Origin of the sequence: Alkalihalobacterium elongatum (assembly GCF_019024285.1) — a bacterium.
Lineage (GTDB): Bacteria > Bacillota > Bacilli > Bacillales > Bacillaceae_F > Alkalihalobacterium > Alkalihalobacterium elongatum.
This window is the reverse complement of the sequence record NZ_WMKZ01000050.1, coordinates 1-8,027: the sequence shown is the minus strand read 5'-3', so window position 1 is coordinate 8,027 and position 8,027 is coordinate 1. Positions and strand designations below refer to the sequence as shown.

Genomic DNA, 8,027 nt, shown 5'->3' with positions numbered 1-8,027 from the left:
GTAATGTTTGCTCATCAGCAACCCCCGTAACCGGTAAACCTTGGCTTTGTTGAAAAGCCATGACTTGAGCTTCGGTTTGAGAACCGAAGTAATTGGTCGTATTCCCAGGCACGGTAAATCCAACCTGATCGAGATCAATTTTTAGTTGGATAACAGCCTCATTGCGGTCGCCAAAGCGTAAACCAGTAGGAGTGGATTCAGAAGCAGCAATAACGGCATGTTGTAAGGCTAGTAAAGTCTGTGCATCAGCAACCCCCGTAACTGGTAAACCTTGGATTTGTTGAAAAGCCATGACTTGAGCTTCAGTTTGAGACCCAAAGTAGTTGGTCGTATTTCCAGGTACAGTAAACCCAACTTTGTCCAAGTCGATTTTGAGTGTTATTACATCTGCGTGTCGGTCACCGTTTTGTAATACAATGGTTTCTGCATTTGTGTCCTGAAAACTTATGAGCCCCCACCCAAAGGCTAGTAAGATAGTAATAGTCAAAACTACTAATTTATTAAACTTCAAAATGCTATATACACTCCTTCCAAATAATACGCTTCTTTTGTTTCATTCCAACTTACATCATACTACAAATTTCTTTATTCCGACATAAGTTCTAGTCGTTTATTCCCTAAAATAATGGAGAAAAAAGTAAAATTTTATAATAAAAAATCAGTGACATTTGTTCGATATTTCAGGATTAGACAAAAAAGGTAGGGAGACGATTGCTTTAGTCTTTTCATACTATCATTTTTGTCGAAAAACTATTAAACTGAGATTATATGTAAAATGGGAGGGGGCTTGTAATGATAGTCAAACGATTTTTGTCATTATTGATGTGCTTACTTTTGATCGTACCTGTAAGTTCTTTTTCAGTAATGGCAAATGATAGTGTTCATGCAGAAGAAATTGAGAAAGAGAAGACTATTTTTATTGAAGAATTAAAAGAAGAATCTATTACTCTTAGGATATTATCCGAGCTAGTCATAGAGGGTGTCCTTTTTTATTTAGAAGATGAACTCATTGACTCGGTGGAGTATGTAGAAGAAGGAAAGTATGAAATTGAAGGTATAACAACAGAAGATCTCCCTAATTTAGTTATCGTGTTTCTTGATGAAGGCGGTCTAGCTATTGCAACGATTGAAGGTTTAGAAGTCATTATCTTCCATGAACAAGATGATGAGCAAAATGAAATTATTGAGGAAGTGGTTGAAGGAGATCAGGACGTAGAACAGGATCTCACTGAAAAGGAAGCGACTTCGGAAAAGATCGAGGAAACTACTTTCTTCCTTCAATATGGAGATCAGAAACCTGAAGTGAGAGAGTTAAAAGAATACCTCCATACTTTAGGTTATTTTACGTCAGATCAGCCGCTTGAGTATTATGGACAAACGACTCGAAATCAGGTGGAACAGTTCCAAAGAGATATTGCCCTGCAAATAACTGGGGCCGTTGACGAGGAAACATGGCTACTTTTAGAAGGGTTAGCAACTGGAGACCTTCGCCAAGGGATGTACCGCGATGATGTAGTCGATTTAAAAATTCTCCTATATCGTAACGGTCTTAGCGTTTCCAGCAACCCTACTACATACTTCGGACCAATAACTGCTAGGCAGCTTCAAACGTTTCAAGAGCAGCAAGGGTTAGAAGTAACTGGTGTTGCATCTAGCGAAACACTACAAGCATTGGAAGCAGCTAGTGAGAATAACCTCTGGAACGGTGTGTACGATGAGCGAGTCATTTACCTTAAACTCATGCTGGCCAAAACAGGCCATTCGGTTTCAAGTAACCCAACGGATTTCTTCGGACCTATCACAGAGCGTCAGGTTAAGGCATTCCAGAAGGATTATGGATTAGCTGCAACTGGAGTCGTTACAAATGATGTTTGGGAAAAGCTTATAGATGTTACAGCTTTAAAACAAGGAATGTCTCACCGTGACGTCGTTCAATTAAAAATGGACTTAGCCATACTAGGATATAGTGTTTCGAGTAACCCAACTACATTTTATGGTACCATTACAGCTAGCATGGTAAGTGAGTTTCAAAGAGACTACGGACTTGAAGTAACAGGTGTTTCAGATATAATAACTGTAACGCTATTAAACGAATTAGCATCGGGCCCATTACGTGAGGGAATGTATCGCGACGATGTTGTCAACCTTAAGATTAATTTAGAAAAAGTAGGTTTTAAGGTTTCAAATAATCCAACAAACTATTTTGGTTCTATTACTACTTCTACCCTAATTTCATTCCAAGAAACATTTGGGTTAAAAGCTGACGGAATTGCTGATAGCGAAACAGTAAATCTATTAGCAGAGTTGGCAAATGGAAGTTTATACCTAGGCTTGAATAATAGTAAAGTAAGAGAAATGAAGATCCATTTAGCAGTACTAGGATACGATGTATCGGATCGACCAACTGGACTATATGGTTCAATAACAGAACGAATGGTTTCAGAATTCCAAAGTGATTTTAATTTACCTGTAACAGGTGCAGCTGATTCAAGAACGTTAAAGCTGTTAAGAGAAAGAGCTACTGGGCCTTTGCAAGAGGGAATGTATCGCGACGATGTCGTTATACTTAAAATTATGCTGGCAGAAGCAGGTTTCCGCGTTTCTAATAGAAATACCAATTATTTTGGACCTATAACAACCACTCGAGTGAAAGAGTTCCAAGCAAGTAAGAACCTATCACAAACGGGTATTGTAGACAACACTACACTAAATGAGCTGCGAAATGCATCAGGGATACTATACAATGGTTTACGCCATCGCGATGTTATCGAATTAAAGCTAAATCTAGAACGAGCTGGGTTTAAAGTGTCAAACAACCCAACAAACTATTTTGGCCCTTCGACCGAATTGCGGGTAAAAGCGTTTCAAAAACGATATGGCCTTTCTGAAACAGGAATCGTAGATAAAGCAACGAAAAGAATGTTAGAGCGAGTTGTTAATAATGAAGTGGCGCGAAGTGTCAGCTCAATTGTTGATGGAAGTAAAAACTACAGCTACAGACAGCTTCAAAGAGATATTAATACTCTAGAGTTTTTCTATCCAGGCTTAATTGAAACAAGAGTTATCGGTAAATCAGTTGATGGACGTAATCTTTATGCGATTAAATTAGGAACAGGCTCAAAAGAAGTATTCTTTAATGGGTCTAACCATGCACGTGAGCATATGACAACCAACGTACTAATGAAAATGGTCGATGAATATGCAAGAGCTTATGCGGGGCATTACAATATTGGAAGTTATAATGTTAGAAGTATACTAAACGATGTAAGCATTTGGTTTGTGCCGATGGTAAATCCAGATGGAGTTATGCTCGTTCAACAAGGTGCGAGTACTGCTAAAAATCCGTCACAAGTAATCGCAATCAATGGAGGAAGCACGAACTTTTCGTCTTGGAAGGCTAACATTCGTGGTGTTGACTTAAATCGCCAATTTCCAGCATTATGGGATACGATCACTGGAAATCCAGGTAGACCTAGCCCATCCAACTATAAGGGGACAAGACCTTTAAGTGAACCAGAAGCGAAAGCTCTTTATGACTTTACGCTGAGCAGAAATTTCCTGACAGCGATCTCGTATCACTCATCAGGTGAAGTAATTTATACTCGCTATAACCAGGAACCGTATTCTCAACGAATAGCGCGAGGGGTTTCTAATATTACAGGCTATTCGCCTATCAACCTACAGCATAGCGCGAGTGGCGGTGGATTTACAGATTGGTTTATCTTAAGTCAAAAGAAACCAGCACTTACACCTGAAATATCACCATTTGTTGGCCCAAGGCCAGTACCGCTAAGTAACTGGAGTCGAATTTGGACACAGAATCGCACGGTCGGCTTATACATTGCTGATGAGGCAAGAAAACGTTAAATGACAATTTAAAGAAGAAGAGTAGACTTATGGTCACTCTTCTTTTTTCTTGCAACTAAAGTCCTGTATTGGGTTTTTGTAGGAAAATGAACAGGCTTTCAAGTGATTTTTGGCTTATATTACATGAATAGTTTCTATTATACTATTTACTTGCTTTTATTTAATCGGTTAGAATACATATAGTATTTTGTCTAGTCTTGTCAAATTGGAAGGGGTTTGTAAATGCTGAAAAGTATTAGGTATTCTTTAATCTCTGGAGTAACAGCAACAATGGTAGTATTCGTCCCTGTTACATCAAATTGGACACATGCAATTGAAACTAACCATGTTGAAGAATACTTCATTTTAGAAGTTGGTTCACACGGTATGGATGTTGTAGAACTTAAGCAAGCACTTAAGCTTTTAGGTTATGACATCGATATTGAAGAAATTGAATTTGAATTGTATGAACCAACAGAAGAAGAAATTTTAGACATTGAAATTTTCGATGAAGCAACTGAAGAGCAAGTGAAGTTATTGCAAGAATTCTATGAGCTTGAGGTAACTGGAACAGTAGATAAAGAGTTGTTTTTATTTATTCTTGAACAGGCTGATGAATTATATGAAGATAGTGATCTTCTATTATCTACTGGTGATATAACAGTCAATAAAGATGAGTCAGAAGACCTAGAAACTTCTGAAATCGATGAGGTTGAACATACTAACGATCAAGAAACTCAAGAATTGGTTACTGCCGAAGAGGAAGTTGCAGCTGCTTCAGTAACTAGTATGGCTGTTGAAGATGTACTTCAACTAGGAGACTATGATGATAGAGTCGTAGACTTAAAAATAAACTTAGAGATTATGGGCTTCAAAGTTTCCGATAATCCAACGACTTTTTACGGCCCAATTACTGCCCAAAGAGTAACTGAGTTTCAAGCTGCCTACGGATTACCTGAAACAGGAGTAGCAAACCAGGACACAATTGATCGTTTAAACGAATTAGCAACAGGTCCGTTACGTATTGGCATGTATCGTGATGATGTGGTTCAGTTAAAAAAGGACCTAGATGCACTTGATTTTACAGTGCCAGGTAATACAACCAGATACTTTGGTCCACAAACTAATACGCAAGTTATGGCGTTCCAAAAAGCACACGGATTAACGGCTGATGGAATTGTAGGACAAGCTACATTAGATAAAATTGAAGAGCTTCTAAATAAACAAGTAACCATTGCTTCACTAACAGAAGCAGAAGTAATTCAGTTAAAAGTGAACTTAGGAATTCTGGGCTACCATGTTTCAAGTAATCCGAATGGAAATTATGGACCAATCACAACGCAAAGAGTACGTGAATTTCAAGCGGACCATCGTTTACCAGCAACGGGTGTAGCGGACAGAGCAACTGTAAATCTTTTAAATGAGCTAGCAACAGGTCCACTACGTATAGGAATGTACCGTGAAGACGTCATCCAGCTTAAAATAGATCTTGAAAAAGTAGGTTTTCAGGTTTCTAGTACACCGACGAATTACTTCGGTTCAATGACTGAATCTCAATTAAAGGCTTTCCAAAAGGCTCATGGGTTAAAAGTAGATGGAATAGCTGGAGAAGCTACATTGAATAAATTGAAAGATCTGACTTCAGATGTATTATCCGCTGGAATGACTGATGAACGGGTCATTCAACTAAAGATTAATCTAGGGATCTTAGGGTTCCCTGTATCAAGTAACCCAACAGGGCTATACGGACCAATTACAACGAGACAAGTAAGCGAGTTCCAGGCGACTTACGGGTTACCTGTTACAGGAATGGCCGATGCAGTAACCTATCAATTACTAGATGAGTTAGCAAATGGACCAATGAAACTAGGTCTGTACCGTTATGACGTAGTAGATCTTAAATTAAAATTAGAACTAGCAGGGTTTTCAGTATCGAGTTCTTTAACGAATTATTTTGGCCCGATTACAGAAACACAAGTAAAAGCTTTCCAAAGTGCACATGGTTTACAAGCATCTGGTATCGCTGACCAACAAACTTTAGATAAATTACATGAAGTGACTTCTAGCTACTTCCTATATCTAGGTGTGTTTGACCCGAAAGTAATTGATTTGAAGAGAAACCTAGGGATTATGGGCTATGGTGTTTCTGGTAGTTTAACAGACTTCTTTGGATCGATTACAAGACAACAAGTAATGGAATTCCAAGCAGCAAACAGCCTAAAAGTGAATGGTGGAGTCGATCAGAAAATGATGGACCTCTTAAGTGAGATGGCTAATGGTCCATTACGTGAAGGAATGTACCGTGAAGATGTAATTGATTTAAAGAGGCAATTGGCACAGCTTGGTTATGGTGTTTCTACTAATCCAACAAATTATTTTGGACCAATTACAAAGCGTCAATTAACACAATTCCAAGCCGATTATGGACTGCCTACAACTGGAATTGCCGATCAAGCGACACTAGATAAATTAGAAGAGTTAACGGCAAAAGAAATCATTACTCATATGCAGTCAAGCTACACAATGTCACAATCTATTGATAGACAACTTGCATTAAATCCACCACCGCAAACGGATAGGTATCGCAATGCACCTGCCTATATCCATAGTAGCTTAGCGGATATTGTCGAACGTGGGGCAATCACAGGTACAAGTGTAAACTTAAGAACGTCTCCACGATTAGGTACTAGCACGAATATAGCTACAACAGTCAGCCAGGGAACAACGTTTACGATCTTACGCGAAGTGTCTGGTGATACATTTAACGGCAGTAACAGATGGTACGAAATTTCTTATAATGGTCAAAAATTATATGTCCACACAGAGCTTGCTAGTAATACAAAGGTTGCACAGCTAACAAGTAATGCGAATGTAAGAGATTCAGCAAGCGGCTCGAGTCACCTTTTTGGAACGGCATCAAGGAATGCTGAATTTGTTCTTCTGAGAACAGTAACGGGTACGACTGTGAGTGGGAGTAACGTTTGGTATGAAATTAGATACAGTACATGGAGAAATGCTAGGCAATCGGATTTTGTGAACTTCTTAGATCCAGATCGAAATGACCGTTTCCAACATTTGGTACTATCATCAAGTGCTGGGGTATCGGCTAGTCAGTTAAACAACTTACTTTCTGGTAAGGGTGCTTTACATGGATTAGGCCAAGCGTTCATCGATGGTGGAAAAGCGCATTCAGTAAATGAAGTTTACTTAATTGCTCATGCCTTACTAGAAACTGGACACGGAAGATCAAGCTTAGCAACAGGTATTGATGTAGGTATTAACAGTAGTGGTAACCTTGAGTTAGTAACGGATAGCAATCGAAGTAGGTTATCTAGTATCCGAACAACTCATAATATGTTTGGTATTAATGCAATTGATAGCGATCCATATCGTCAAGGAGCGTTCCACGCGTATCGCCAAGGCTGGTTTACACCTGAAGCAGCTGTGATTGGTGGTGCAAGGTTCATTGGTCAGCGTTATATCCATAACCAGTATAATCAAAACACATTGTACAAAATGAGGTGGAACCCAGCAAACCCAGGATTCCCTCAATATGCAACGGATATGGAATGGGCGACTAAACAAGTACCTATGATTAAAAACTTGTATGATCAATTAGAAAATCCGACGTTACACTTTGATTTTATACGTTACAGATAATAGGTGAATGGGAAAAGAAAAGCGCAAAAAGAGTAAAGAGCAAAAGAGCCTAAGGATGAGGATCCTTAGGCTCTTTTGGTTGTGGGGGAGTTGTTGAAACGTAGGAGGAGGTAGTCATAGAGAGTGAATGGAGTAGAGGGAGTAGTTGAAAAGTAGAAGGGAGTAATCATAGAGTGGCTATGGAGCCCAGCAAGTGGCTGAAAAGCAGGTGAAGGTAATCATAGAGCGGCAATGTTGCCCAGCAAGTGGCTGAAAAGCAGGTGAAGGTAATCATAGAGCGGCAATGTTGCCCAGCAAGTGGTTGAAAAGCAAGAGGAGGTAATCATAGAGAGGCAATGGTGCCCAGCAAGTGGTTGAAAAGCAGGTGAAGGTAATCATAGAGCGACAATGGAGCCCAGCAAGTGACTGAAACGTAGGTGAAGGTAATCATAGAGAGGCAATGGAGCCCAGCAAGTGGTTGAAAAGCAGGTGAAGGTAATCATAGAGCGACAATGGAGCCCAGCAAGTGACTGAAACGTAGG

The 8,027-nt window shown here is 39.4% G+C and carries 3 protein-coding genes; 2 read left to right on the top strand and 1 reads right to left on the bottom strand.

Annotated features, from left to right (window positions below; all coding sequences use genetic code 11):
• The coding region (locus GKP30_RS23260) for a peptidoglycan-binding domain-containing protein (protein ID WP_216831862.1) at positions 1 to 511 on the bottom strand (511 nt) is incomplete at its 3' end.
• A gap of 281 nt (positions 512 to 792) precedes the next feature.
• Between GKP30_RS23260 and GKP30_RS23255 the strand changes: the two genes are divergently transcribed.
• Together GKP30_RS23255 and GKP30_RS23250 are read left to right on the top strand one after the other, a co-directional pair.
• Positions 793 to 3,867 (top strand): peptidoglycan-binding protein, encoded by a 3,075-nt coding sequence (locus GKP30_RS23255; RefSeq protein WP_216831861.1) that lies wholly within the window; start codon positions 793 to 795, stop codon positions 3,865 to 3,867.
• Positions 3,868 to 4,089: 222 nt separating this feature from the next.
• Entirely contained in the window at positions 4,090 to 7,506 is a 3,417-nt protein-coding gene (locus tag GKP30_RS23250; protein ID WP_216831860.1) for a peptidoglycan-binding protein, read from the top strand.
• The last annotated feature ends 521 nt before the right edge of the window (positions 7,507 to 8,027 follow it).